Raw genomic sequence first — 26395 nt, forward strand, 5'->3', positions numbered from 1 at the left:
TTGACTTTCATTTAATCATATGTATTCAATAATTTTTGCCGCAATTTATAGAACTCGTGTTTTGGAGGATAATCTTTATTTTTGAGTAAATCAAGCAGAGTTCTATTGTCGTCTTTTCCATATATGGTAATACGCCTATTAAGTGACATCCCTTTTTCATTGCATAAATAATCTACAATATCAAGTTTTTCTAAAACGACGGGATAATCAAGGATACATTCTCCATTAATCTCCATATAAGGGGATACATGCCCTTGTTCTATGAGTATTTTTGTATAAGTCAATGAAGTGCATACAGCTATAAATAATGGATTTTTCTTTAAACTTGTTGTTGAATCTAAAGTTACAATATTGGGATTTGCTCCAAAATTTAATAAATCTGTAATAAATCTTGGATCCGAGTTATAATTATCGTCAATCAAACCAGCTGCCAGTATTAGAGGAGTGTCGCCATTTTGGCAAATACTGTTTGGATTTGCTCCAAGTTCTAAAAGACATCTGAATGCTTTATATTTTCTATTGAATATAGTCCACATTAAAAGAGGCTTTCCGAAAATAGCATCAGGGGTGTCTATATTTAATTTTTTTTTATGAATATATAGTTTCATTTGAGTAGTATCTTCTCTATCTACAAGTTTTGCGAAATTCTCTATCGCAGTACCTTTATAACACTCAACATTATAAAATGTTATATTCGTTGTATTTTGACGGCAAGAAGCCGCCAAAATACAACAAAATGCAAGCCTTATGAAAGTAGCCAAATTCATTTCCTAATAATTTTTTCTTTTAATGTAGAAAGCGTATGATTCTTTACCCTTTGTCCTGAACGTATTAAATCGTCTATTTTTGTAAACGGTATTTTCGGACAATAATTTGCAGGTAAATATACCCTATTGCCTTCTGCATGCATATTTATTAAGCTTTGCAAATAGTCAACAATCTCTCCAGTTACGATATAAGCGGTTATATTGGGCTTATAATATAAATTTAGAGTTTCTTTTGTACTATTACTTAGTGCTGCGGCATTAAATGTTATAGCAGGATTACCTGTTGCCAAAGCATTTGCACTTGCTAGTCCGCCACCTAAAGAATGTCCAACAAATGTTAATTCTTTGTCGGAAATCATTTGGGAACGGGATAACAATCTAGCATTACTAACAGATTGATTGTATTGTTCTGATTTTCCAAATAATTGTTTGACATTATTATTCCAATCTTTATAACTATCAAATTTTGTTCCTGCTGTCGCGTAAACAAATTCAGTGTAAGTATCAGTTTTGTCATCATACCTTCCATACAACGCTGATTGGAATCCTGTTTCTTCATTTGATGTTCGAAATCCTGTTCCTAAATTTTTAGTGTTACGTATATATCGCCAATTTCCAGGTATTTTATTAGTACCAGGTGCATACGCATCTTCAGCCATTGCTAAAGCTTCTACATCTGTAGGTTCAAATCCATGGTCGTCAATATAATTAAGTGGATTATTAAATGTAAAACAGAGGCTACTAAAATTGGGATATTTTTCTTGCATCGGGTCTGTTGACATCCAAAGACTTATTCTTGGGTCATAATACCTTGCACCGTAGTAATACAGTCCTGTTTCCTCGTCGAATTCCTTCGCGTTGAAGAGGTAAGGCGTATTCCAAATGTTGTTCCGCTCTTCAATGAACACTTCGCCGAACGGCACGTACTCTATGTGTTGTACCACTTCGCCATCCAGGTTGGTGATGTAACTGCTGCTACCCAAATGATCGGAATGGTAGTAGAACTGCAGATTCTCGTAGACGTCGCCTTCCTGGAAGTTGTCCTCCAGTGCCTTTGCCATGGCACGTGTCTGGGCTGCTTCCATCGAGCCGTCGTCACAACAGAATCCCTCACCGTTTACATAGTCGTTGTTGTCCGTTCCGTTGTACGGCACCTCAAAGGTAACATAATTTTCTTTGATTGCCTCCTGTTGAGCCGAATATTTTCCGGCATAGTCCACAGATATGGCATCTGCCTCGCTTCCTGCATATTGTATGCGTCTCGGGTCCGAGCCGTAGGATGCGAAGTCACCTATCTTGGATACAATGCGCTGACTGCCTATATAGATGTGCTTGGTGTAGCGTCCGCCTTGGTTTGCCACGAGATAAGGGCTCACGTAGAGTGAGAATTTGGCCGTGTTGGTGCGTCCGCCGGCAAACTCTGAGTTCACATATACCTGCTCGCTCTCGCCGCTGGTCTTCACTGTGCGCTCGCCGTCTGCGTCATACCAGTAGTTGGTCACGAATCCGTCGTCGTCAGAGGCCAGCAGACGGTTCTCCTCGTCCCATTTCAGCTTGCGCTCATGGGCTTTCTCGTCTGTCGTTCCGTCCTTCTTTGTGCGTCCGGTATTTACGTAAACAAGGTTTCCGTTCGCGTCATACTCGTAGGCATGGCTGTTGCGGGTCTTCTGGTTTTCGTTCGGAGTGACTTCCGTGCGATAGTTCACGTCACTGACGTTGTCAAGCTGGAATTTCTTTCCATCTTCCTGTCCGTAGGTGTACGTCAGGTCATAGCCCACGTTCAGTGTGCCGTCAAACTGCAGGTTGCCCTGTGTCAGGTGCTGGCTCTTCGAGGTGATGCGGTGCATGTTGTCGTAGCCCATTGCCAGTGTGTAGCTTGCCGCCTTGCTGTCTGCACCCGTGTAGGTTCCGGTTGCGCCTGTCAGGCGATATAGTGCGTCGTAGGTATAGCTGTGGCTCATCTGTCCGCCGGCCTTGCCGCTCTGTGGCAGGGCTGCTCCGTTTGCCACGCTCAGCACGTTGCTCACTGCGTCATACGTGTAGGCGTTGTCCATGATGGTATTGCCTCCGGCATTTACTTTCAGGTTCTGCAGTCTGCGACGCTGCGGGTCGTAGGTGTAGAATGTCTCCGCTCCGTTGCAGTACTTCATGTACGTTCGCTGGCCGAATCTGTCATATCCTATGCGGTTCACATAGTCATATCCGTACGACTTGTATCCGTGTACGTTCGTAAGTTGTCCGCCCAGGTCATACGTATAGGTCACTTTCTCTTCGTCCGGGTAGATCATCTCCAGCAGTCGGTTGTGGCTGTCGTAGGTCCATTGTGTCACGTAGGTGGCGATGGCCTGGTTAGGCACGATCATAGTGCGTCGGGTCTTGGTTACTTCGCCCATCTTGCCGTAGAAGTATTCTATGGCACCTGTCCCGTCCTCACGCAGCATCAGTCGTCCTATGCGGTTCTGTGAGGCGTTGCGTCCGCCGTAGTAGTACTTCACGTTGTTCTCCGGATGGTCGGGATAGTTGATGCCCGTCAGTCGGTTGTAGTCGTAGTCATAGGTTATCGACTTGCCTTCCTTGGCCAGGTTGGCTGTCTGCTTGCTTGTCACGTTGCCCAGTGCATCGTAGGTGAATGTGGTCTTTCCGCTGGCCGGGTGGTTCACCTCCGTGCGGCGGTCGCCCATGTCATACGTCGAGGTCGTCACGTTGCCGTCAGCATCTGTTACACGTACAAGTCGCTGGATGCCGTCGTATCCGAATGTGGTAACTATGGCTCCGTCCGGACCGCTTTCCTGTATGCTCTTCAGCGTCTTTCCGCTGCCGCTCGTATGGATGGTCTGCACATTGTTCAGTGCGTCTTCCACGCTTGTCACCAATGCATGGCTGCTTCTTTCCATGCTGTATGTGGTCTTTGTCTCTGCATTGTCCGGCAGAGTTACCTTGATGGCACGATCGAGCACGTCATAGGCTGTGATAGTCGGGGTCACATTGTCAAAGGCCTTGTTGAAGGCAGCTTTGTTTCCCAGTGGCTCCGTGGTCGGATAGTAGGTCTTCGCTACGCGTCCGAATGCGTCATACACGTTCCGTCCGCTTACTATCATCACGTTCTCGGCGCTTGATGCGCTGCCGTTCGCCACGTCGGTCACTGTGCCGTCCTTCTTCACCTGTACCGCACGCCCGAATCCGTCAACGAATGTCACTGTTTCTATGTCGTCTTCAGGATGCTGTATGTCGTAGTGCTTCGTCACAGCGTATGCCGGGGCAGTGATGCCGTTTTCATTGAAGGTGGCTTTGGGCTGGTATTCAAATGCGATGATATAAGGCACACCTGTGGCCAGTTCGTTTGGTCCGCGCACGCCGGTAATACGGCCCAGATTGTCGATGTCGGTTTCGTAATAGAAATTGTTCAGGTCGCGGCGTTCCAGGGCGATACCGTAGCGGTAGTCGAAGTTGCCCGCTTCGCTTCGGTAGCCGAATGCATCCTCTACGCGTTCCACGTACATGTTCATTTCCGGCTCATAGCGGTACTTGTACCACATGCGCTGTCCTTCGGCGTTCTCCGGCAGGGTCTTCTGCGTGATGTTTCCGTATGCGTCATATTTGTAGTCGGTCACGGCTGTTCCGTTGCCCAGCTGCTGCGTTATCTGCGTCAGGTGGTTCGGATAGTTCGTATTATAGGTGGCCGATACATTGTGATATACCGTTCCGTCTCCGCCGGTTACGGTCACGTTCACGGGCAGACCGAGGATGTTCTTGGTACTGTTGGAGGTGTACTGGATGGCAGTCTGGTAGTCGAAGCTGCCGTTTCCGTCCTCACCGAGTGTGCCTTTGTCACTGTACTTGTACGATTTCAGCTCGCCGTGGTGGCCGGTCAGGTAGTATTCGTTCCATGCTTCCGAAGTGATCATGCCGTCAGCTGTACCTTCATACTGCAGGTTGGCCGTGTAGCGCAGCGGTACGAACGCCGATGCACGGTCGCTGCACAGGTTGCTCTGTGCCGTAAAGGTGTAGTCGTCACCGTTGGCTGTCAGATAGTAGCCGTCATATTCGTTCTTGGTTTCGGTGTACTTGTTGCCTGCTGCATCCTGTACGGAAGTATTGGTCAGGTTCCCCTGTACATAATAGTTGGCCACGTCGTATTCTTCCACGGCCTGACGGTACAGCGCATTGCCCTGTTCCGTGTCGAGGTTCTTGGTTATTACTTCACCGAATCCGAGGAACTCACGTTCATGGCGGTCACGCCGACCATTGCGGTATTCGAATGCGGTGGTCATTGTCGGTCCGTCATCGCGGATACCGTCGTCCACTGTCAGTTCCGACATTACCCATTTACCGCCCGGCAGTCCGTAGGTCGGGTCTGTATGTTCATAGTCGAGGGTAAAGGTTCCTCCCAGTGAATTCACTACCGATTTCAGCATGTTCGTGCGCCCGATAGCCGAACGGGTCACCTTCAGTTCGCTTTCCTTGTCAGATTCCACGATGTCAAGATATCCGTCGCCGTCCACATCCTGCAGCGTGTAGTTCACGCGGCTGATGCTGTTGCTCAGTGACACATTCGGATTGACAGAAAACTTGATAGGTATGATTTTCGGAGTGACGTTTACTGTAAAGGCCACATTGCCAGATTCGGAAGTTGATGCGGATTTGTTCAGGGCTGTTGCACCTTCCCACGAAATCGCTTCTGTAAATCCGTTTCCTATGTTGAAGGCTACCATGATGCCTTCTCCTGATACCCATACCTTGTCTGGCAGGCCGTCAGAGTTTACGTCCATCAGATTATACTGCTCACCATTCTGTGTGGTGACCATATTATATCCTCCGGCAAAACTCGTAGAACCGCTTTCCAGATTTTTGAATTTATTCTTAAATGGATTTTCACCGCCCGTTCCGCTTGCTCCTACATTGATGGAAGTTGCTTCACCGCCTTGTATGCGGTCAATGTCCCATTCAATAGGTTCAGAGAACGTATACCCATAGTTCAGACGAACTTTCTTATCCGATTGTATTTTGTCTGGCAGACCGTCACCGTTTACATCTACAAAGCTTTCTGTACTATGATCTTCATTATGCGGAATACCAAGAGAGACGTTGACACTTGCTTTTGAGTCTGCGCTTGATTTCTGGGTTTCTGAAGCGCGTTTCCATCCGGCTATGTGTCCTACCGTCATACTGGCAGATATGACAGGAGCACTTCCTGCTCCCCAAGTGGTTGCTTCGTTGGTACTGCTTATTGTTCCAATACCGGAATATCGTTCTCCGCTTATACCACCTAACGTATTGGTATATTGGATTGTTCCGTTGGCTATGATGTCAGGATAACCGTCTCCGTTCATGTCCATCATAGTGGAGCGTGTTGTACTTCCACCTGATGCTTCGCTCCTGGTGATTCCTACAAGTCCCACTTGTGTGACTGTGCTTGTACTGATTACTTCCTGAGTTATGGCTGCTGCTCCGGTTCCTTGCAGACAATCTCCGGTAAGTGCGGCCACATCTCCTAATTCGTCAAATGGATTGGTCAACACTACGTTTTGCTCAGTCAGGCGGGCAGTTCCCATTTCCGAAGCTGTAAGATATATCTCTGGCCTCTGTCCACTCCACCTGTCAAGGGTATTGAGGTCAGTCCCCACGGGAGTGAAAGCCCATGTCAATGGATCTATCTGGTCATTTTCATCTTCAGGCAGATTGAGCAAGGACTCATTGATGGGATTTGCATATCTGCCTTCTGCTGTATTATATGTGAATCCTCCCCAGCCGCGATATAGCGGTCCGAATCCAGTAGAGTTTTCCGATGTATATAAATTGACAGCGATTATTTTCGGGATTACTAACGATAGAGTGTCTTGTGGATTGTCTATTGAAACAGAAGCTTGCAATAGCTTATCTGACAATTGAGTGTCGTTGGAAAAGATTTCAAACCATACCGTATCACCCTCAATCTCACTGCGATTTATGATAATGGAGTCCGTTACAGATTCTTGTGTATTAATCTGGATAGAGCGTTTCCCAAATAGTTTGTTTATTCCCTTGACTGTCAGAGTGACATTTCCGTTATAATTGACTAACGGTTTGAATGTTAAAATTGGCTTGATGGACAATAATGAATCTTCTTCTGCAAATGCGTAAGGTTCAGCAGTGAATACATGGTTGGTATATAGCTTCATATCAGCACTGGTATTCCATTGCTGTTCATTGTTGTCTGAATCCTTATAAATAACTATCGGTTGCCATTTGATGTCTTCCCATCTGACGTTTGAGGATGCTGAAATCTCAAAGCGGAAGTTGGTGAACAAGTCCGGATTCTGGATTTGGAACTTCAGACTGTCATCAAACTCTTCGTTCCATGCAAATGTTCGTGCAAAAACTTCTTTTTCCTGATAGTTAGGATTCGCATTTCCTTCTCCATCTGCTTTATTATTGGACGCAAAAGCCTTGAGGATAACATCGTCAGATGTAACCGGTTTTACAAATTTACCGGAAACAGATACAATGCTGTTTCCTTCATCAATCATAGCTGATGAAGATGCATAGTAAACTGCTCCTTCGTCTGGTTTGTATATGTTGGACGTATATCCGTCAGGCGTTGTATGACTGACTCCTGTATATGTTATAACTGGTGACCAGTTAACATTGTCAAATGAGCCATTGCTCATTTCATTTGTACCGGACTGTACACGGAAATAGATCCTATCGTTTTTCTGAACGGTAAGATTATTTACATTCGCAGGATATGCAGTAGCATCCCCTTTGGATATTGTTTTATTCCAGCGTTCCGTACCCCCTGACTGTATGGCTACTCTTACTCCGTCAGCATGTTCATACTCGTTGGCATCATAGTCGCCTGAAGGAAGAATCAGATTAACTGTTCCGGTAATATTGACAATACCATTGTACGGGGCACGCCATACACGTACCATATCAACCATGGGGGAGGTTCGGATAAGCTCCGCTTGTTCCTCTGGATCAACGGCACCGATTGTTTTGTCTATGTTATTTGGGTCGTATATGATTGGGCTTGGAGTATCTGCACTGCTAAGAGTGAATGTCGGGATAGCGTTCCCGTTATCGTCAAACTCCAAATGGTTGAAATACACTTTCCCATTTGACACAAGGTCTATCAGCCCATCCCCGTTGATATCAGAGAAGTATTCTTTGGTCTTGGTATTGGTTCTTGAATTGTCAGAACCGGCAGTTCCAACTATTCCACCCCAACCGATTTTTACGTCACCTCCTCCTGAGTAAGAATTACTGCTGCTGGTCGAGAAGCTTGAAATACCTATGACTTTAATCGCTGCTCCGTATTCTACTGAACTGTTATTTGACGATTTTAATTGAGGACGGTAATAGACAGCCCCACCTTGACGGAAAACTTTGTCAGGCAAGCCGTCGCCGTTAAGATCTACAAATGTGGATAGTCCTTTTGTTTGGTCATTGCTGTAGTTGAATGATCCACCGGCTGTAGAACTTGTTGAAGGGCTTTGGTCATCTGGTCCGACACCGACATAGAACGAGCCACCGATAGAAGAACTGGTTGTTCCACCCAAAGCTGTTGGACGGTCACTGAATGTACCGAAAGATTGTAATGGATTGATGAATCCTGCATCCAGACCGTCGTCATGGAGGTTCCATGTCTCGCTGCTGCTTTGGAACGGTACATAGCCGTTGCCTGACTGTACGTCGTCATAATAGTCAAATGTCTGGAAGGCTACTTCCTGATTGTCGGAGTCAAACTGCCTCACGCTTTCCAGAACCTCCTTGAAGAAGGCACCATCCTTGTAGGTGAAGGCATAGCTTCTCAGCTCCTCTCCGAGGAAGTTTACAGTGACTTTCTCCAGCAGGCGGTTGGACGAGGTAAGGAATCCGTAACGTGCATTGTTCGATTTCAGTTGTTTTACCTTGTTTCCCTCAAATACGATAACCGTATGCGGTTCCTGTCCGGCGTTACCGGCATGTACTTCTTTCAGGTAGATGGCCTTTGCCTTCAGGCCTCCACGTACATCCTCGTCGGCCGTTTCATATACATATTCTATATAGTCACCGTGGGTTTCTTCCACACGTGCGAGTTTCCATTCGGAAATCACTTCCCGGGTTGCGCCGGTAGCGTCCGTTATAGTGCCTTTCAGCACGGCGTCCTCGCCTCCATAGGTGTATTTCACTCCCTGTTTGTCGGTCACTTCCCAGTAGTACTCCGTTGGCGAGTTTCCCTTGCGGATGATACGGGCGAAGTCGCCGCCCTGTCGGGTATAGAATTGCCGGTCGGCCTTTCGGCTCATCTTTTCGCCGCGGTGGGCCACACCCATGGTTCCATTTTCATCCATGGTGGAGAGCATGGCTCCCGACAGCAGGTAGGTCTCCGTTTCCTTTTCCGTGTCGTAGCGTGGTACACCCCAGCGTGTGTCCAGTGTGATGGACGGTACCGGCATGTTCCAGCCTTCTCCCAGCCAGCCGCTACCGCCCTCGCTGCTGTACTGGATGCCGAGCGAAGGTGTCATGCCGTTTCGGGCAGGAGGCATCTCAAAGGCATACTGTAGGTTGGCGGTTCCCCGGCTGTTGGCTGCCGGAGGTGCTATCACGTTGATTTTCGAAGTCGGATCAGCCGCCTTGATGTCGTTCATCATCGTAGGGGCAAACCCTTCAGTCTCCGGAGACTCGGGTGCCTGGATGACACCGTTTATCATGTCCGTGAAGTGGGTTGTCCTTGATACCACACAGGCAGCTTCCTTATCTACTTCCACTCTTTCCAGAGCTACCCAGTGACGGGTATCGGTATCAAAATAGTAGGTTCTGATATCATCTTCGGTATATCCGCTAGGTATTCTTGTCCGGTCGTATTTCAGTTTTACCGTAGCGCCTTCACCTGCGAAATGGTTACCATGAGGCAGGAAACGGTAGCCTTCACTTTCAGCAGTGACATTTGTCATGCCGAAGTCCAGAGCCGGTACATCAATGTCACGCAATGAGTTGACCGACAGTCTTCTGTCACTCAATAATATATCTTTTCCTACAACCAGCTTTCCTCCGCTGATGCTGATGCTGTCTGCGGTTTCCTTGTTGAAAAGCTTGGCTACAGGTCTTGATGTATATGCAGTATATTTACGGCTGAAATCGGCTTTCCCTCCGTCGCTTACTGCAAATGTTCTGGTAGCTATGCTTCCGTCGGCTTTCGACGCTGTGATGGTTACCTTTCCAGATTTGGCGCTGACCATTCCTTCAAATTCACCGTCGGTCAGATTAAGCGGTTCGCTTTCGGCTTTCACGGTATGGATGCCATTGCCTGTAAAACCGTGGATATATGTTTTTCCCTCATAGGCTATAGGCATGAGCGCAAGAGATATGCTCTCATCATTTCCATCTGCTGTTTCTATTCGCAAATTGCGTACGGAATATGCGGGCATTCCTTCCACGGCTGTGAACAGAATGCGGTTGGTGCCTTTATGTAACCATGAAGGATTGATTTCTTCGCGGACTGTAGTCCAGTCTTTGTTTACAACAGCATGGTAACCGCCTGTAGCGGGCCGGTCATTGATACTCTTGCTTACGCCGTTCCCGGAGCTGATACCATACAGGTCGTATGCCAGCCATACCCGTTTGTTGCCTGCAATATTTTCAGCCAGTTCTATTTCAAAGAGGTTGTCCTCAGGATTGTCCGAAGCTTTTCCTTCCGGTATTCCTATATGGCCTATACTTTGCTCCGAGGTTATTACCAGCATTGGAGTTGATGCTGGAGTTTCGGATTTCTCAGGGTCGGAAGATGGCGAACCTGCGGTTATGTTGCCATGTTTTTCAGACATCTGGTCATTTTGCTCAGCAACGGGTGCCGTTGGCTGATATCCTTTTCCGGACACAGTATCAGGAGAGTGGTCCGAAAAATGCCGTGATGTGGCAAAGCCGGCGACAGCCAGTACCAGGGCTGCCGTGGCAATTATATGTGATCTTCTCATAATATTGTTGCTTTAGTCGTTATTTTACAATAATTTTTCTTGTAAACTCTTTGCCGTCTGCTGTAAGGACTTTGATGATATAGACACCTGGACCAGGCACCCTGAATTCTGTATTTTTCACGGATTCACCTTCCATGTCCTTATTTTCTATCATTCTGCCCGATGCATCAAAGACAATCAGTGTTGCTGATGACGTTATGTCACGCTCCAGTACCGCATCATAAATTCGTGTGGCATTACCTTTTTCATTGACAATGAGGTTGTTGTGCTCTGTGTTTCCAGTATTGTTGCCGTTCTGGATTTCAAAGTTCTGTTTTTCCCTCATTTCCTCCGTACCGTTAGGGAGTGTATCGTCACATTCGCTGCCCACATGTACGGTCAGATTTACGGTATTCGACTTTGGCGTTTCAATTTGTACGCTTCCGGAAGTTGCAAATGATTCAACCGGCTTACCGTTTACCGTAAGATTGGTAATGTGTGTTTCTCCGGTTCCGTATTTGATGCAGAAACGCCATGACCGGAGTGACCAGACCGTTTCACGATGGAATACCACACCGTTCACACGGTAAACCACTTGCATACTACCCACCGAAACGCTCAGTACATCACCCTCTTTTATCGTGGCATACTGTGTTATGCTGGTATAACCGTCGTATATGATATGTGCTCTGTTGCCGCGTACGTCAAAACCGTATTGCGTGATTTCGTCGGTAAGAGCAGGCTCAAGTCCCACACGATAGTTGGAGTTGGTTTCAGCTACTGTCCATGTAATTTCACCGGACAGATAGGTATGTGTATCGTGCGAATAGCTGGTGTATAGCGCATTTCCGCTGCCGTAGATATCATTTCCACCTCCTTGTGTGACGGAAAGCGTATAGGTTCCCGGGGCAAGGCTGTCAATCCGGTGTGTGTCACCTATAAATGTTCCGCTTGCTACTGTGGTACCGTGTTCCATTCCTGCCACAGTATCTACCGACAAGATATAGTTATACACAGGGGTGCCTATATTTACTCCGATTTCTATCGAACCGTCGTTCTGCGGCACTCCGTTTTCACAGCTGGAAGGGGTTGGTTCCGCCTCAATATCCAGACCATCATAATAGGCAAAGGTGAACATGTCACTGCCGCTGCCGTCAGCATCCCAGAATATATTATGGAATATGGTCTTTCCTCTGGCTATGTCAGGTTTTGAACATCTCACTACTATCATGTTCTCTGGATCGAACGTTCCTTCTCCGCTAGGATCTATGAGCATGACAGTGCGCTTACGGCAGTAGTCGGCAAATTCACTTCCGGCTGTCAGATTATAACTGAGCTCTGCCTGGTTCCCGGTATCGCCGATACCTCCTGTACGTAGAGAGATAATAGACAGGGGTACTTCAGCCGATTGCGTCCGGATTATTCCGTTTGATGTTCCCGTAGTATCAGGTGCGGCCATAGTGTAGTTGGCGCTGCCTGAGCCGTCTATACGGAGAAACAGATAGCCGTTTTCACGACGGATTGAAAGCATTCTTCCGCTGACTCCGGTTGCCACAGTTCCGGAAGATACCTGCCCGTTATTGATGGTATATACAGAACCGTTATTGCCGATTCTGAATCCATAGACACATTCATTGCCACCGGCGGTAAAACCGATATCAAAGGTCGGATGTGTTGTCGGGCATCTGAACTCCATTGCTCCTCCTCCTGTTGGCATAGCTGGGGTTATGGCGTATGCTCCTGCTGTTGCAGTTGTTTGGGTAATATCGTCCAGGAATCCTTCGCTCGTTACATCAAGTCCGTTTCCGGTCCATCTGGCCATGAGGCTGTCTGCGCTTGCCGGCATATTGCTTTTTACTAGCCAGGTACGGTTCATGATATGCCACAGTGTGTCATTCGGTGCGGTATAGGTTGATGTCTGGGCATCATCGTCTCCCCAGAATACATAGCTGTTATCCGGCATCGTATTGCCATATTCTCGTCCCATAACCAGCAGGTGCGCAGCTGAAGGGAGATTGTATGAATTGGACTGATAATAACTGTCGTTCTCTTTTAATGACGAGTAGGCAGGGGCTTCTTCGTAAGAAGTGGAAGATAGCGGCTGCATGAGTTCTCCATTCACATCCTGGCCAAAGGCTGCCACTCTGTTATGATACGGCCGGTATTCGTCCCTGTCCCATATCAGGTTCCCTTCACTGTCGAGATATGATCCGTTTAATGTTATACCGTATTTTACAGCCAGATAACTTTCCACTTTTCTCCTTTCTATGGGAGTGAGATATCGGCTGTAAACAATATATTCTGGTGTGTAGCCGTCAAATTTCTCATTTCCGAAGGATGATACGTCAAAAGAAGTGCTGTAATCGGTATCTGTTGATGAATATGCACTGCCAAAAGATATGGCGGTTTGGCTGTCTTCTCCCCACAGATTGAAGTTCGGTCTGTCGGCTTTCAGGTAAGTCGCAATACGGGGTGATTGCTCCTTGAACTCATCTTCAGACAGCGAATCGGAAGACGAATATACCAGATCTTCTCCGTTTTCACTTCCGTAGTCAAGCGGGTCAGTTCCTTGTGTACGGACTGCTTTATCTTTCGTAAATACGGTACCGGAGCCTTTGCGGCCGTTGATGGCATATAATACCATGTCTTTATTGCTGCTTGTCGATAAAGGAGCAAATACTCCGAAAACGGTCGCTTGTGACAGGTTGGAATACTTCAGATGGGCAGACTTACCGAACGAACCCTCTGATAGGTTGAATGCTGGATGAAAGTTGATAGCATGCAATGTGGCACGTGACTGTGTAAATTCTGTAAGTACTGAACTGCCAAGCCTGCGTTGGTTAAGTCTCACGGAATCGCCGGAATGATCCAGCCAGTGATAGTACCCTTGCAAGTTGGATGTCACCGGTGATGCCTTGAACCAAAGATCGGTTCCATTTACACCACCAGGCGATTGTGCATGTGCATGCAACGCTCCAATTCCTAATAGAATTAGTAAAGTCTTTTTCATGGGTAAAGTTTTTGTTGTGTAATTGTAAAATGCATTGTAGAAAAGCAAAGTTTCAAATCATTTCAGACTTGAACTCATCGAGAGGATGCCACTTTCAGTGCTTGTTCGCAAAGAGGCTGATGGACTATACATACTTTCTAATAGGGGATAATATGCCGGCTATATCGAGTGTCCGGCTGACAATAGATTGTTGATTCTCCCCTAACCCCGTCTAAATTTATATATAATATTTTCGTGACAAAATATTTTGATGTTAAATTTTATTGATTTATAATTTTTTAATATTAAGTTTATATTCTATAAAATCTGAAAAGTATTGTTATATTGCATGGGGATGGCCGTATTGCTGGTTAAAAAAATAAGAGCCCACTTTTAAGGAGGGCTCTTGAAAAAAAAGTGATAATTGCACATTACATTTTTCTGTCACGTAAATAATCATTCAGATCCTTATATTCGAAATATCTTGATGATTCGTCGCTAGTGTGTTCTGCATAAATTCCAGAGATTGTCTCTACCGTCTTTTTCCCTGCCATGTCGTTGTCAAGGTAACAATGGATTTGTTGGTAGTCATTTATGACCCCCAGAGTTTTCTTCAGATTATTGACTGAATTCATGACAAGGTAATCAGAGGGAAAGTCAATACAGACCTCTTTGTTGTCGGACTGTTTCAGTGTCAGGTAGGAAAGAAAGTCCATGAAACCCTCGAATATACAAACATGGCATTGTATTTCGTCATGTCGGTGTCTGATAATAGATATATCTTTGGTTTTGATGCATCCTTTGTAATATGGATTCCGGATTTCAAATCCTTCTGACTGGTTTCTGAAGCCAAGGGCAAAATATTTTCGCCCTCTCAGTTCATAGTGTATCTCCTTGCAGAACATTTTTGCCACTTCTGTATTAATAAGTCGAGTCCTAAGATAGGAAAGCAAGGCATGGTTCTTGAGTGGAAGCACAATCAGATTGCTGATTTCCGGTTCTATCGGCTGTGATACTGGACTAGGCAAACGGATGTGTGGTATGACAGTTCCTTTTACATGTTGCTCTATGTTGGCCAGCACCTCACTCACACTGTTTGTCTGGTACAGATGCTTTCCCAGTTCCACCAGGTCACCGCCGGTTGCTGCTCCGAAATCGTACCATTCATTGATCCGGCTGTTTACCTTGAATGAAGGTGTCTGTTCTTGCCTGAATGGAGACCGGTACCAGTACTGTCCGGATTTTACACATTGTGCATGATACCCAAGCGATGCCAGGTAGTCCACGATGCATAATCGTTTTGCTTCTGCTATGGTCATATTGTTTATCTGTTTTACCTTTCGGTTTAGTTTGGTTTATTTCCTTTATATATAGATACTAAATTAAACTGAATTATATAGAGAACCGGCCGCCGTCATTCTTCATCAAAAAGCATGGCTTCGGCTTTGCTCATGTCATAATAGAAAAGTTTGTCTCGTTTTATAATCAGTTTCAGGTTGTCTGTCAGGTATTGCAATAATTTGACCATGACATTGCGTCCGCGTTTGAAGCCGATGCCTTCATAGGAGACCATCAAAGCCTGCAGCATGTTTTCAAATCCTTTGATAGGTTTGTCATTGAAGGCAGCTGACAGGGCTTCTCGGTGTTGCTCAATGCTGAGTTCGGTATAACTCGACCTTTGTCTGGGTTTCGGCTTATCCGGTGAGGTACTGCATTCTGCAAGAATCGGGAGTCCGTTGTCATCTATGGTAAAGGCAAATGGCTGGAACTCTTTTTCACGGATGTGCAAAGCATGCACCTCACTGACAGAAGGGTTTTCATTGTTTTTGCTGATTACAAGAACTGTTTCCGCCTTATTGCTCATCTCTGTGCCAATATGTCCGCGCACATTGTTGTCCCCTTTGTTGAGATGTAGGACACAGTGGATGTGCAGATCGTATTTTGATGACCATTCCATCATCTTATTGATAACCTCCACTGATTCGCTGGTGCTGTTGATATCCAGCATGAGGTCACGTATTCCGTCTATAATGACTAACCCGTATCCTCTTTTTTGTTGTAAGGCATAGTCAATTATCTGTATCCTCAATGACGGAGAATATTCTCGCAGACCGATAAAATCAAGATTATCGTTATCGGCTGTTGTAGGCATATCGGCTAGTTTTAGAATACGCTCAAGTACATTGTGACAATGGTATCTGCTCTGTTCGGTGTCTACATACAGTATTCTACGTTTGCCTTCAGGTAAATGGGCTCGGTAGTTCAACACTTGCTTGCCGGCTAGTGAAGCGGCTACGATGGCAGATACGTTAAAGGTCTTTTTTGATTTTGCCTTACCTGTTGATGCACTGAAATTTCCAAGCGTGGCTATTGTCGAATTGTCTATCCAGATTATTTGTGGAGGGGTTTCGTATGTGTCTGTTACCTTGATCTGGCAGGCTGACAGCATCTCTGATAGCTGGTTTATGTCAAGATCTCCACCGGATGTGTAATTAGTTTTTCTTTCTTCTTCCATATTGATTGTGATTCTTTAATGGTTGTGTTGCAGATATTTCAGTAGCTAAATGCATGGCTTCGTCTGCTGCTGGTTCGTAGTTCTGCAACAGCCAGTTGTCCAGATCTTTTTTTGTGAAATAAATTTTCTTTCCACGTGGCTTGTAATGGGGTATTACTTTGTTGGCGGTAAGTTTGTAGAGCAGACTTTCCGATACACCGATATAGACACAGGCTTCCTTGAATGTAAAGACATTCTTTGTCGTATAGATACTGTCTTCAAGTGTGTTCATACGCTCCAGGATTCCTTCTATGGGTCCCAGCTTTTTGATAGCAGCTTCCATTTCACTCAGCTGTTTGTTCAACCGTTCCATGAGTGTTGTTCTGTTCGACATATAATAACTTTTTAAAATTTGACAATAAGAATGTTCCTCCGTTGAGCGGCGCGCTAACGGAGGATAAAGGTACAATCTGTATTCTCTGATACCGAATTTATTGCGTGATACTAAACACGTATCACTGCTACTATCACGCTTTTACCTTTCACATTCTTTCATTTCAGTCTTTTCTTGTCATTTTCTCAGTCTTTCTATTGCCTCCCTTATATTGTAGGCAGCGGAAGTCATATTGTTCTTTGCCGCAGATAATGCGGAAGAAAGACTGGAAGCGGAAACGAATCTTTTACCGTCTTTTGAACGTAAAAAATGCCCTTTGCTAAGGATGGATTGCCAGTTTAACTGGATAAATCTGTTTTCCAAAAGGGCATCAAACAAAATGGCCAAAAGCCTGATATTATTTACTTGTATGCAGAACCCTTTTTCACAATAAAGAAGATTCTGCATATCCTTGATGGTAAGTGTAGAAACACAAAACAGATGGTAGGTATCAGCGCAAGCTGTAATACATACCATCTGTTCTGCTGTAATATTGCATCCCAAAGAAGGGGGAGGAGTACGCATGAGAGTGCTCAAACTATGTGCCTCAGTTGTTTTCGACGGAACTGATGAATCGTACATCTGTTTAAGTTCCATGCATTTCTCAAATGATAATGTACCGTGAGTAAAAGAACTTCTTACGATCCCAGAATACTCTGTCAACAGAATCTTCACTATGTGAATATTCATTTCATGACAATTCCTGCAAGCAACATCGTCACATTCTATGTAACGATGGCTGTTTACAAAATCATCGACATAGCGCGAGTACTGTTTGCTGCTTTCCAGTACTTCCTGCAAATAAACCTTTTGTGCTTCCTGTAGCAGGGTGCACAGTTCGTTAGCAACATCTTCTACTGTTACGAAATGGTTCACGTGTTTGCCTTTCCCAAAAAGAGAGAAGGCAATAGCCTAAATCTTTTTTCATAATAGAAACTTTGAATTAAGTTAAACGATATTATAATTGATTTTACTCCAGCCTTTTATATGACTGGAGCATAACTTGAGGTTTTCTTTTGCAGAATTATAGTGTCATTTTATTTTTTTTCATTCAAATAATCCGTTGGTCAAATTTACTGCCAGTCCCTTACGCTGCTCAATCATTTTTGCGTACTCAAGAGCCATCTTTATATCTGAGAGCCCAAGTAATTGGGACGTTGTATAAAGATCGGCTCCTAGTGTGAGCATCATAGCAGCGAATGTATTACGTGCTGTCTGGAACGTTATTTTTTTTTGTATTCCTGCTGCCTTGCCCCAGGATTTGATAAGCAGGCTGATCATGACAGTTGAAGGCAAGTCGAAAACATAATCATCGGCTTTCTTTTGCCCGCGTTCAGGCATCCATTTTACCGCCTCTGAAGATAAAGGAATATGGATGGGGGATTTGCCTTTTCGTATTTCCATCTTCAAATGATATTGTCCGTTGTTAATATAAATGTGACTCCATTTCAGTTCACGTATATTGCCGATACGGAGTCCACAGAAACAAGAAAACAGGTAGGCACTCTTCACTTCTCTATTTTTCATTGGAGTTGCTATCAGTGTGCGTATTTCATCTAACGTCATATATTCCCTCCTGCACTCAGGTTTATGGATCTTGCAGTCAGAACTTATTTGAGTAAAAGGATTCACTTTTATATGGCCGGCTCGTACTGCGGCATTTAGTGCACTGTTAAAGACTCGGTAATAATTGTATAGTGTATAGTTCGATACGTTTTTTCCGTTCGGGCGGTACTTTTCAGTCAGGTAATTAATGAATCCTTGACAGAACTCCTTGTCAATATGTTCCAATAAAACTGGTGTTTGTACATAGTCGCCAAGGATCCGCGTGGCAACTTTTATTTGCTCACTGTCCTTTTTCCCTTTTTCTTTTTGATTTTTCTTATAGATATTCATCCAATCAGATAGAGATATTGCTTTCAGGGAATTATTGCCTGTTCCTGCTTCCTGATTGGCTAATTCAATTATTCGCTTTGTCTTGATTTTATTAGCAGCTGCCAATATAGCCTGATTTTGGTTTCGGGCATTATTATCGGTTTCTGGTATCAGATACATTTTCAAATACTCGTAAGAGCGTTGCCCGTTATGGTATATATCCAGATATAGGCTGTAGTTCCCATTTGTGAGTGCCTTCATCCGGAGCCGGACAGGTTCTTTTACCCTTGTTGATTTTTTCACTCGTGCCATAGGACATATTCTGTTGTCTATATAACAAAGTTAACGATTAGAATTGACAAAAAGAAACAAATAAGAAACAAAATATTCCTTGAAATCAACCATGGATCACATTCTGATATGCGGAATAAAATATATTATAATTCCCTGAATGATAGATAATTCATGTGAATAATAAAAGTGTTCAATTATTTTGTATTATTTGTCGATTAATAAATTTCTATAATTTATACACTAAAAGCATGGATTTGTCATAAAATAAACATTTGTAGTATTAATCTTTAATTAGAATCTGGCTATAGACTCATCTATTTCTATTTTGTGTCTCCCTGAAATTGTTCGTAAATTTTTCCTGACGGTCTCGAATGATGTATTCACAAACCATTCGCTGAATGTCTCCATTACAAATGTAGCTGTCGCTTCACTGCTTAGGTTATATTGGAAAGCAATATTCCAGGCAAAGTTCTTCAAGGAAATTTGTGTTACCGCCATTCTTTTTTTTATGTGAATGCCCTTAATGGAAAGAACCTTACGATTGGTAACAAAATAGCGGACACATTCATTTATTTGAAAGATTTCTGACTCGTCAAATCCCAATTGCTGGAACGTATCACGTGTATATCTTAATACGGCACATAGCTTTTTGTTTTCTTCTCTTTCTTTTTGTGAAATGTATTGCTGATGCTCTTGTTGATATTCATAATGAAATAGCTCCATTCTTTTTTTCAATAGAATCAGGTCACTTTCTTCCTGATTAACATCTTGGGAGGTATTCTCATTTACTCCATCTGTGGAAGTAGTTGATTCCAGTTCTTTGAACATGTATATGAAGTAATGAAATATGAGTTTGAGTGGAATATAGATGGACACAATAACTACGGGCAGTAAGATGAGTTTTGTACCAAACAGATTACATGCCTGGAATGCAAACATAGACGCCAACAGTATTGTTATGGCTTGGACTGTCAATGACCAGAATAGGTTTCGTTTTTGGCTCATATCTATTTTTATTTATTGATGTGACAAAGATATAATAGATTTCCATAAATAAAGAAAGACAAGAGCCCTCTGCCTGATTGTAATTTTTTGACTTATAGAAAGTTATGAAAAGAAGAGCCGAACAACTGCAAATAAATCCTCAAAAATGAAAGGATATGAAAGTAAAAAATACTCAGTTAAAAAAATATAAATATTCGTGATGGTAATTTATTGCTTAATTATATGTTATTGTATGAAGGGAGTAGAGTAGATTCTTCTTATTATGAAATTATCTTTTAATAAAAACAGACAGGATATTACCGCCCCTCCCGGAACAGACCTTCGATTATCGTAATACCATGAAGAACTTTACAATGAGATTATAATTTTCGATAAAAACGAAAGGTTTCTTAGCACAAAACACTTCATAATACCCTAATAATCGTTTTCTTGTAAAGAACTAATAGCAGACAAACTGTAAAGGATAGAGGATAGTAAGCATTGTATGTCGCTTTATTTTTTCCTCTGTTTTGCCTAACAGCTACCATCTTTATATTTCTGTCATGGATGCAATAAAGAACAACCAAGTAAAGCTGAACGGAAAATACGTTAATCGCTTACAATAGAGAGGAATATTTTTCAGTTCATCCCTATGACTGTCAACCGGCATTGTCAGAATTGTGACGGGCAGGTATTTTCGCAATAAAATAACTCTGCCGAGGTTGTACAGCTGAATGGTGAAACATGGGATAAAAGAGTTCTGTTAATAACAGGAAAGTGATATGCAATATAGAATGAAACGAGAAAAGCTGCTGATTTTTTTTAGAACAGAAAAAATGTGTTACTTTTGCAGCAACATGCTTACCCCGCTTCCCATAAGAACAGCGCGCTCAGGGTGAGCTTTTTATTTTATATACTCATGGAGACGAAAACGAATAAAATTCCTTATCCCAAGCATCAGACAAAAACTAATTTTTAGAGTATGGTGTTCCCAATGAGTCTCAAGCTATATTGAGTTACAAGGAGGAGCCATGAAGTAGAGAAAGAAAAATAAGATACAACTTTTACAGGACTTGAATATAGTACTGTTTGTAGTGCTATCGTTATTTGGCAGAAGATTGAAACTGATTTATTCAATATAAAATCTGCGAATATCCTTTGTGGTAAAATGCATGCCAGTGTGCATACACATTATTAAGAAAGCAGCAAAAAGAAAAATTCGGAAGTATATTGTCTAATAGTCTAAGCAAAAGACTAGATACCAAATTTGATAAGGTTTTGGGTGCTAATAACCAGTTTAGTTTAGTTTAGTTCCCCTATATATAGATACTAAATTAAACTGAATTATATAGAGGTCCGCGCGTGCCATCTTTTCCAAACATTGTGATAATTTGTGTAATATGTGAATAACTAGGTTTTTAGAAATTATTTTTGTAGCATGAGAAAATATTTCATAGCTCTTTAACTCTCCCGAAGGCATACAGGAAAGATGTAACCATTTGTTTATGCATCTCCATATAAATGTTTTCAACTTTACATTTTACTTCTAAAGAATAGATTCTTTGTTCTGTTTATTCCTGGTCTCAATGTTAAAAATATTTCACCTTTGCAGTACAAGTGTCTGCTAAAATCACCGATCGATGGATATGCTATGAAATTGCGACAACCATTGATCATGGAATTTCGTGGTTAAGGTTTATAATTGGCTTTAAGATATTACATTCTTTACTTCCAGCATATAGTTGTGCTTGTGAATTATGCGATGTTTATGAATATGCGCATTGATTGCCTACAACACTGAAAACTAACTGGGGACTGAACGGATATCACCAAAAATGCTGAACGGGTATCCACCGGAATATGCACATAGATGATTATTTAATAGTAAGAATTGGCTGTGAAACGATTTTTTTCGTATAATTGCTCAATCTTTTTTTGAGGGCTTTTTCCCCTATTTTAAGCTTCAAAAAGTACTGCTATAAAATACCCATATTTGTACCATGTTATACATAACTAACTGATTTTCAGCACACGTTATCTTTGAGGAAGTGAAATAATATCGGTAAACAAACGATAAACTCCATAAGAAAAGGTGTGAAACTCAAGCGGTTTCACACCTTTTCTTTTTTTATAGCTAAGAATGAGGCACACATGCCTTTACCGCTCTCCCAATTATGAATGACTACAGCATCTGTACTGGATATGTGGGAGAGTCCACATTTATTCTCCCAATCTGAAATCTTTTACGTGATCAGTGGTCAGCTGTAGATTCTCAAAGGTTGAAATACATTCATCAGATTGAGGGGCTTGGCTGCAGATGCCCAGATAGATCTTATCACCGTACTCGTTTTTATAGAGACGGACCATCTGCCATGTCTTACCGTCCAATGAATAGTAATTGGCTATAGTCTGCGTGTCGGATGATATTTTAAAATAAATACATTCCGTGTCATCATTTACCACTTCATGGTTGTTGTCATCGGATGTTCCGATGGTACGTACGCTGACTACGCGATGTGTCCCTCTTTCATCCTGCTCGAAACACAATTTCTGCCAAAGCGTATCGTTGGCATATACAAACAGTACGGCCGCATTGTATGTCCCTTCCGGAGTGAAACCCGTTCTGACTTTGGCGGAATACGTGAAAGGTTTCTTGTTGTCTATTTCCATAAAAAGGATGGCGGCATCATCTTGCGATATTTTTCCGTTAGGGTCACAGAAAAAATCGGCTTGAGGTTTGGCACGGAAGGTGACAATACCAGCCGAATCGCTTACCTGTTTTTCTGCTCCGTTGAGTGATTTGGTAAAGTGAAGACCATTTAAGGAGACGTTACATTCTGTCAGTCTGGAACTTTCCGCAACTTTTACGGTCTTATCTGCCGTTTTGTTGGAGCAGGCGGCTGCCATCATCGCAGCCATAGCTAAAAAAAGATATTTTTTCATGGTTCTATTATATTTAATAGGTTTATAATTAATTCAGTCGAGATCTCTCATATTCATTTGGCCCGGGTTTTTTCCATTAACCGATCATGCCCAGTCTTTTTGCTTTGTGACATGCCTCGATGGTATTGTTTACCTGTAGTTTGGCTATGATATTCTGTCTGTGGCGGTCTACCGTATGCTTGCTGATTTTCAATTTGTCTGCAATCATTTTACTGGATTTCCCCCTTTGTATCATTTGCAATATGATCTTCTCTCGGACAGAAAGAAGTTTGTCCTCATCCGTTAAAAGAATTTTCTTTTCCCCTGTCATCGTATTTATCAGATAAGCCACTCCGCTATCTTCAGGTGTCGGATTATATAGGCAGAGAGAATAACTTATCCCTTGTTGTCCGTTTCCTGAGAAATAAAAGATACGATGCCTCCAATCGTGGTATTCACCTTCTTTATTGCACATCCGTATGGTGTTTTCAAGATACCATGAGAATATTTCTTTCGAATGGGATGAAGATACCATACGGAAAAAAGTCAGCTCTTGCAGACATCGTCTTTTCCGGTCGTCCGGATGAATCCGGTTGTAAATCTCTTCCTCCCATACAGAATCAACCGTTTAAATCGTATTGGATTTACCTAATCCCAATATTTCACAAGACTTTCCGAAGAAAATATGGCTTTGGTCGGTACGCAAATTGCTTAATACAGCAATGGAGTTCTCACAGATAGCGTATGACTGTGCGACAAGACAAAGACGTTGTTCTTCGTCCTGTGCATATACTCCATCCATTTGTTGATGGAACTTTTTGTTTAATCTGTCATCTATATCTATCATACATTTGTTTACAGTATAACAAAAGTAAATAAAGCTTTTCCGAACTGCAATGAAATGCTGGTGTTCTTGATAATGTATGGTTATAAATCAGTATACTTTTCTTAATGGATGTTTAGTGGAGGAACCATGAAGGGATATCTCTGGAGCAGATCAGGATTCTATATGTCAATAAGTGTGAAGATTTTATTTTACTGGAGAAAGTATTTTTATCGTTTAGTTAATTTTTTGTAAAATAAAACCGTTCCGGTTAAACATTTATTTTATATCTTTATCCAATGACAAACCAAAATCTAATGAAAAACAATATGAAACAAATGTTAGGGCTAGTGGGGCTTATGGCTGCAGCCTTTGTACAGGCGCAGGATTTGAAGCTGAATGAGAAAGATTATTTTGAACGGCAAGGCATCAATGTGCTGGTATTCAGCAACAGTTTTGACGGTGGGTTTAACGACGAAAAGAATTCGGGCATCGAAATTATCCAGCACGGCGTCCGTTCCATTCAGGGTGGAGCCGTCCGGTTGAACAATACCCCGGAACAGTGGGATCTGGTACCGAAGATGACTTTCCGGCATGTGGACCGTGAGAAAGGTTGCATCGAAGTGGGGTTACGTTATGATGATTATGATTTTGACAGCCGTATTGTTGTGACGGCAAAGGGAGAAGCGGTGGAGATAGCCGTGTGGCTCGACAAGCCTGTGCCCGAGAAGCTGGTGGGAGAGGCCGGTCTGAACCTGGAATTCCTTCCTTCGAGATATTGGCTGAAGACGTTTACTATGGACGGCCGTTTGAACCGTTTCCCGCGTTATGCTACCAGTAGGACCGTTACCCGGCCCAATGCCGAGAAACCCCGGCAGTTCAAGGGGTTCAAGACGTACGATGACCGAGGGACGGGACGCTTTGTCGATCCTTTGCCTTTGGAAACGGGGCATAGCATTACCATGGCTATGGACGATCCGGAACGGATGGTCAGCATCCATAGCGATGATTCCGAACTGAAACTTTATGACGGCCGTATGCTGGCGCAGAATGGCTGGTTCGTGCTGCGCAGTGTGCTGCCCGGAGGCAAGACCGGAAAGGTGGTGAGCTGGACGGTAGAGCCGCATGCCATTGAAGGATGGATCAGGAAACCCAATATCGGATTCTGTCAGGTGGGCTATACTCCCGACCAGCCGAAGGTGAGTGTCATCGAACTGGATAAGAATGATGTGCCGAAAGCTACCGCTTCCCTGATGCGCATCAACAATGACGGGACGGTTTCGAAGGCTTACGAGGGGAAAATCAAGACATGGGGTCCTTATTTTAAATATAATTATGTGAAGTTCGATTTTTCGGAAGTGAAGGATCCGGGTATCTATTATATCCAGTATGATACCGTGAAGACCAACAATTTCCTTATCGACAGTCACGTGTACGACAAGATCACCGATGCAACCACCGATGTGTGGGTGCCTATCCACATGAACCACATGTTTGTGAACGAGGCTTACCGGGTATGGCATGGCGAACCTTTCAAGGAGGGTTACCTGCAGGCGCCTCCAAGCGACCATTTCGACCTGCATTACCAGGGTCCTGTGTCTGATACCAAATACAAGTCGCTGGAACTTATTCCGGGGCTGAATGTGGGCGGATTTTTCGATGCGGGCGATTTCGATATCGAGACGGGTTCGAACATCAGTGTGGTAGAGAACCTGATCCGCGCATGGGAGCTTTTCAAGCCGGAGCGTGACGAGACATTCGTAAGTGAACGGCAACGTTACGTCGACCTGCACCGTCCCGACGGTATACCCGATATCCTGCAATACATAGAGCATGGTACACTTAACCTTGTGGCACAGGCCGAACAGATAGGCCATATGGCATCTACGTTGTCGAATTCCGTACTCGACAATTATCACCATCTGGGAGATGCCGCATCCATTACCGACGGACTCCATTATGATCCGTCGCTCAAACCGTATGAAGTATCGGCCGACGGCAAGAGGAGCGGTACCCCCGATGACATGTGGGCCTTCACTACCAGAAATCCCCAGCTCGACATGCGTGCCGCTACCATGTTTGCCGCCGCCGCCCATGCATTGGAAGGTTATAACGACAGTCTGGCGGCACGTGCTCTGAAGCAGTCCACACGTCTCATGCAGGAAGCCGAGGAACTTATGAGCCGCAAAGGTAAATCTGCCGATAAGGAAGATTCCCGTATGAAAAGCCGTGGTCTCGCCGCCACCAACCTGCAGCTTTATGCCGCTACCCACGACCGGAAATACCTCGATGTATTCAAGAAAGAGATCTGGAAAGATCTGGACCGTAACCTGGAATTCAATATCCAGATTGCCCTTGACGCTATACCTTATATGGATGATGCATATCGCAGCAAGTTGCGTCCTTATGTAGAGAAATATGCACAGTACATCCACAGTTTCGACACCGACAATCCTTATGGTGTGCCTATCGGTTTGGGTAACTGGGCCGGAAGCGGCCAGCTGCTCGGGTTCGGTACTTCCGTATGTTTCGCACATCTGTATTTCCCCGATATCGTTGCAAAGGATGATGTGTACCGTACAGCCAACTGGCTTTTCGGCTGCCATCCTTACCACAACTATTCGTTTGTTGCCGCTGTAGGAGCTGCCCGTCCTAAACTGGTGTTCTATGGTAATAACCGTGCCGACTTTTCGTTCATTCCCGGAAATGTGGCTCCCGGACTGCTCTTCCGTAAGCCCGACCATTTTGAGAATTTCGATGACTGGCCTTTCCTTTGGGGACAGAACGAAGGTACCATTGCCGGAAATACGCAGTACATCATCTTCGGCTCCGCATTCAAGCATATCATGGAACAAATTGACAGAAAATAAACGATATTTAACGGTTGGACATGCAGGATT

Annotated in this window: 13 protein-coding genes; 1 reads left to right on the top strand and 12 read right to left on the bottom strand. The window is 43.8% G+C overall.

All coding sequences use genetic code 11. From position 1 onward, the window contains the following. Nucleotides 1–11 precede the first annotated feature (11 nt). The 12 genes from BQ7489_RS03260 to BQ7489_RS17280 all read right to left on the bottom strand — a co-directional run bounded on the left by BQ7489_RS03260 (nucleotide 12) and on the right by BQ7489_RS17280 (nucleotide 23474). On the bottom strand, nucleotides 12–767 hold the full coding sequence (locus BQ7489_RS03260; protein WP_071150151.1) for an ankyrin repeat domain-containing protein: 756 nt from the start codon (nucleotides 765–767) through the stop codon (nucleotides 12–14). Next, nucleotides 764–10702, bottom strand: coding sequence for a Tle-like phospholipase domain-containing protein (locus BQ7489_RS17270; protein ID WP_071150150.1), 9939 nt, complete (start codon nucleotides 10700–10702; stop codon nucleotides 764–766). Before BQ7489_RS17270 ends, BQ7489_RS03260 begins: the two co-directional genes overlap by 4 nt. A 19-nt stretch (nucleotides 10703–10721) precedes the next feature. After that, on the bottom strand, nucleotides 10722–13691 hold the full coding sequence (locus tag BQ7489_RS03275) for a DUF8202 domain-containing protein (protein ID WP_071150149.1): 2970 nt from the start codon (nucleotides 13689–13691) through the stop codon (nucleotides 10722–10724). A 410-nt stretch (nucleotides 13692–14101) separates the two neighbouring features. Further along, nucleotides 14102–14989: a toprim domain-containing protein gene (locus BQ7489_RS03280; protein ID WP_071150148.1), complete on the bottom strand. Its 888-nt coding sequence runs from the start codon at nucleotides 14987–14989 to the stop codon at nucleotides 14102–14104. 95 nt (nucleotides 14990–15084) lie between these two features. Then, nucleotides 15085–16185 carry an AAA family ATPase gene (locus BQ7489_RS03285; RefSeq protein WP_071150147.1) on the bottom strand — a complete coding sequence of 367 codons (1101 nt, stop codon included), beginning with the start codon at nucleotides 16183–16185 and terminating at the stop codon, nucleotides 15085–15087. After that, the gene (locus tag BQ7489_RS03290) at nucleotides 16163–16537 is read right to left on the bottom strand and encodes a helix-turn-helix domain-containing protein (RefSeq protein ID WP_083381012.1); all 375 of its coding nucleotides are present in this window, start codon (nucleotides 16535–16537) and stop codon (nucleotides 16163–16165) included. Before BQ7489_RS03290 ends, BQ7489_RS03285 begins: the two co-directional genes overlap by 23 nt. A gap of 198 nt (nucleotides 16538–16735) precedes the next feature. Then, complete coding sequence (locus tag BQ7489_RS03295) at nucleotides 16736–17506, bottom strand: hypothetical protein (RefSeq protein WP_071150145.1); 771 nt, start codon at nucleotides 17504–17506, stop codon at nucleotides 16736–16738. Between the two features lie 138 nt (nucleotides 17507–17644). After that, nucleotides 17645–18784 carry a site-specific integrase gene (locus BQ7489_RS03300; protein WP_071150144.1) on the bottom strand — a complete coding sequence of 380 codons (1140 nt, stop codon included), beginning with the start codon at nucleotides 18782–18784 and terminating at the stop codon, nucleotides 17645–17647. Between the two features lie 273 nt (nucleotides 18785–19057). Then, complete coding sequence (locus BQ7489_RS03305; protein WP_317042533.1) at nucleotides 19058–19594, bottom strand: hypothetical protein; 537 nt, start codon at nucleotides 19592–19594, stop codon at nucleotides 19058–19060. Between the two features lie 2376 nt (nucleotides 19595–21970). Then, on the bottom strand, nucleotides 21971–22693 hold the full coding sequence (locus BQ7489_RS03310; RefSeq protein ID WP_072529915.1) for a DUF1349 domain-containing protein: 723 nt from the start codon (nucleotides 22691–22693) through the stop codon (nucleotides 21971–21973). A 76-nt stretch (nucleotides 22694–22769) separates the two neighbouring features. Continuing rightward, nucleotides 22770–23147, bottom strand: a complete 378-nt coding sequence (locus BQ7489_RS17275) for a response regulator transcription factor (protein WP_162617770.1) — start codon at nucleotides 23145–23147, stop codon at nucleotides 22770–22772. 153 nt (nucleotides 23148–23300) lie between these two features. Continuing rightward, on the bottom strand, nucleotides 23301–23474 hold the full coding sequence (locus BQ7489_RS17280; RefSeq protein WP_162617771.1) for a hypothetical protein: 174 nt from the start codon (nucleotides 23472–23474) through the stop codon (nucleotides 23301–23303). Between the two features lie 350 nt (nucleotides 23475–23824). Here BQ7489_RS17280 and BQ7489_RS03320 point away from each other — a divergent pair, with 350 nt between their 5' ends. Then, nucleotides 23825–26365, top strand: coding sequence for a glycoside hydrolase family 9 protein (locus tag BQ7489_RS03320; protein ID WP_072529916.1), 2541 nt, complete (start codon nucleotides 23825–23827; stop codon nucleotides 26363–26365). The last annotated feature ends 30 nt before the right edge of the window (nucleotides 26366–26395 follow it).

Source organism: Bacteroides ilei (assembly GCF_900128495.1).
GTDB classification, from domain to species: Bacteria; Bacteroidota; Bacteroidia; order Bacteroidales; family Bacteroidaceae; genus Phocaeicola; species Phocaeicola ilei.